The organism is Vicinamibacteria bacterium (assembly GCA_035620555.1).
Taxonomy (GTDB): Bacteria; Acidobacteriota; Vicinamibacteria; order Marinacidobacterales; family SMYC01; genus DASPGQ01.
The window spans coordinates 1-3,277 of record DASPGQ010000149.1; the positions used below are offsets into that span (position 1 = coordinate 1).

At 64.9% G+C, this 3,277-nt stretch carries 4 protein-coding genes; all 4 read right to left on the minus strand.

What is annotated here, in order from left to right; genetic code table 11:
- A partial coding sequence (locus VEK15_05840) for a hypothetical protein (protein HXV60195.1) occupies positions 1-577 on the minus strand: 577 nt, incomplete at its 3' end.
- A gap of 4 nt (positions 578-581) precedes the next feature.
- A complete protein-coding gene (locus VEK15_05845; GenBank protein HXV60196.1) occupies positions 582-1,214 on the minus strand; it encodes a class I SAM-dependent methyltransferase in 633 nt (210 codons plus the stop codon).
- 2 nt (positions 1,215-1,216) lie between these two features.
- Positions 1,217-2,695, minus strand: coding sequence for a radical SAM protein (locus VEK15_05850; GenBank protein ID HXV60197.1), 1,479 nt, complete (start codon positions 2,693-2,695; stop codon positions 1,217-1,219).
- Positions 2,692-3,277: class I SAM-dependent methyltransferase (locus VEK15_05855; protein ID HXV60198.1), on the minus strand; the 586-nt coding region annotated here is incomplete at its 5' end. The genes VEK15_05850 and VEK15_05855, both read right to left, overlap by 4 nt.

Consider the following 3,277-nt stretch of genomic DNA (forward strand, 5'->3'; position numbering starts at 1 on the left):
GGGAGCGACGATCGATTCCTTCGGCGACGTGAACGAGGAACGGCGCTTCCGAAGGCGTGGCCCGATAGGCGTGTTTCACCGCAGCGGCCAGCTCGCCGTTGGCTCCGACCGGTCGACCTTCGAGGAAAAAAGAGTGGGCCCACCCGTATCGCCGCACGACGCGAATGGGGAACCCCCGGCGGAGCTCTCGATACAACGGGTTGTGGTGGGCCACGGTGGTGACGCCGGAAAGAAGATTCTTGAGCCCTCCGATCAACAGACGATCGGAGAGCGTCAGCTCTCGGCCTTCTCGGATTCCTGGATCTTCTCGAAGCCTGGGCCGCATGTCCTCGACCCATTCGGACGCGCTCTGGTAGGTCGGACGAAACTTCAGTCGGCCGAAATGGTTCAGCTCGAGGTGATCGTGTGCGTTGACGAGACCGGGGAGGACGAAGGCGCCGTCGACGTCGACGACGACGTCGCCTGGCCGCGGCGGAGCGCCAATCTCGAGAACGCGAGACGAAAAGCGGATCGAGGACGAAAGCTGCCCCTCGGCGACGACTCGTGCGTTGGTGATACAGACGGCGCTCCGCCACACGGGTCTATTTCTTCACCGCCTGTACGACGACCAGCACCGGCCGCTCCTTCCACATCGGCTCCTCCATGTGGACGATCTCGAGTCCCGCTCGAGTAACGGAAAACCGATGCTCGTCGAGGCTGTGAGGGCTGTAGGGCACGATCCACGATCGGCCATCGCGCGTCTCGAAAGTCCGTCGCCAGCCCGCCTCCACCCACGACGGATGGAAATCCGAGTACAGGAGAGAGCCCCCCGGTCGGAGTGCGCTCGACATCTCGCGAGTCCAGGCGGCGAGGTCGTCGATGTCTCCCACCATGAGCGATGCCACGACGAGATCCAAAGATCGGGATGCGACCGGCGGTCGCCGGGCGTCGGCCCGGACCAACGGCATTCCGGAGTCTCGAGCGCGCTGGAGCATGGCTGCCGAGAGGTCGAGCCCCACGATCATTCGAGCACCCGAGCGGGAGAGAAGGCGAAGGTAGCGGCCCGAGCCGGTGCCGACATCGAGCGCGCGGCCCGCCCTGAGTGGGCGAAGCATTCTCTCCATGGCGGCCTGCTCCGCCTCCATGAGCGCGTTGTGGGCGAAGGGAGGGTAGGTGTCGGCCCAGAGGGCGTAGGCTGCCTGCGGGTCGAGAGTGCGCCGCCGGCGAAGGAACACCTTTAGAAACCCGTCGTCTCGGGACGCTGATATCTCCACAGCCGATGGAGCGCGCGAAGCTCGTACGGCGCCCGGTAGATTTGGAAACGGTAACGCCACGAGCTGATCGCTCTCAGCATGGCACGGCGAGATCGCGTGAGCCGTCGATCGGTGGTCGTCGGATAGAAAGCGTTGAGAACGCGCTCGAAGTTGCGAACCCGTCGCCTGACGTTTGGTGAAATCCACGGAAGACGGTCGCCCCGTCGCATCGAGAGCTCGCGCCACTCATCCGAGGCCCACTCCTCGAGCGTTTCCGGAAAAGCGAACCCTCGTTCCCGTGCGTCCCGGTAGAGCGTTCCCTCGAACGCCACCGGCGTATACATGTAGAGCACGATCTCGGTCGCGGGATTCACTCGCTTGATCCTCCGAATGAGCTCGAAAGTGCGATCGGCGTCCGTCATCGGATCGGGCGGAGATCCGAGCACGAACGAGAACTCGGGAACGATGGCGTGCTCGCGCATGCGCCGGGCGAGCTCGATGGCGAGCTGGGCCGAAGCCTTGCCGCCCTTGTTCATCCTCTCGAGCATCTCGTCCGAGCCCGACTCGACGCCCGAGAAGGCCATCTTCAGTCCCGAGCGGGCCATTTTTCGCCAGGTGGCGTCCGAGTAATGCATCAGCGTATCGACCCGGCCGAGGCCCCACCAGCCGATGCCGAGGTCCTCGATGCGGTCGGCGATCTCCGCCGTGCGCTCCTCGGAGACGAAGAAATCCATGTCGTGCATCTGGACGGCGTCGACGTCGTAGACTCGGACGAGATGTCGGAGGACGCGCTCCACACGCTCGGGCGACTGGGCAAGCCAGCTTCGGTTCGACATGGACACCACGGCGCAGAAGTTGCACGCGAACGGACAGCCGAACGACGAGTTGTGGGCGACGGTGCGCGAGCCCAGATAATCCCCGCGAATGTAGTTCGCCATCGGGACCCGGTGGTAGGGCAGATCCGGCAGATCGTTCGGCGACGTCAGAGGGCGAAGGGGATTGTGGACGATGGCGCCTCGGTCGTCTTTCCAGGAAAGGCTTCCGACATTCGCGAACGACCCGCCCGAGCGCATGACCTGCAGGAGCTCGAGGAGCGCCATCTCGCCCTGGGAACGGATGACGAAATCGACGTAGGGGGACTCGAGGACCGTTTCGCTGTGCTGAGTCGGGAAGTACCCGCCCCATACGATGGGGAGCTCCGGAAGCTCGGCCCGCACGCGTCGACAAACGGAGACCGCTTGCGTGAGCTGAGGTCCGGGCATCACCGTGACCGCGAGGACGGGCGAGGCGAGCCGAGCCTCGCGAGCCGCGGCGATGATGGCCGGGGCGGGGTCGGGGACGAGATTTCCGTCGACGAGCTGCCAGGGCTCATTCCCCTCGACCACGGCGGCGAGCGACATCAACGAAAGCGGCAGCGGCTGCTTGCCGGGTGTCGTCGAGAGGGGATTGTAGAAGAGGATCACGCTTTCCGCATCACGATGAGAAAGTGGTCGCCCCAGCGCCGAAAGAGCGGCCAGGAGCCGATCCAGTCCTCGACGCGTCCGAGCAGCGCGAGCCACCTCGGATGGCGCTCGGCAAATCCCGAAAGGTAGGGCGGCGGCATCAGTAGCCCGAGCGACCGGAGGGAGACTCGGGTGAAACCCGAGGCGGCGAACGCCGTCTCCAACTCCGTCGGGTCGTAGTAGCGAGTCCAAACGGTTCGGCCGTAGAAGGGAACGGGAACGAAGTCCGGCGAGAACCTCACGCGGATACGGTCGAAATCTCGACGGAGACCGTAGAGGGCAATCTCCCAGGGACAAATACGACCGATCACGGAAGCGACGAGGCATCCTCTGGGGCAGAGGCGTTCGCCAATCAGGCGGGCGGCGGCCGCGAGGTCGGGGACACAGTTCAGCGGTCCCAGGCTGGAATAGGCGCAAGCAAATGTGGCGTCGCCAAGCCGGTCGAGCTCGTGAATCCCCAGGTGACGCACGGTGACCCGATCCTCGAGTCCCGAAGCACGAGCTCTCCTCTGTGCCTCCTGAGCCATCTCGGGCGACCAGTCG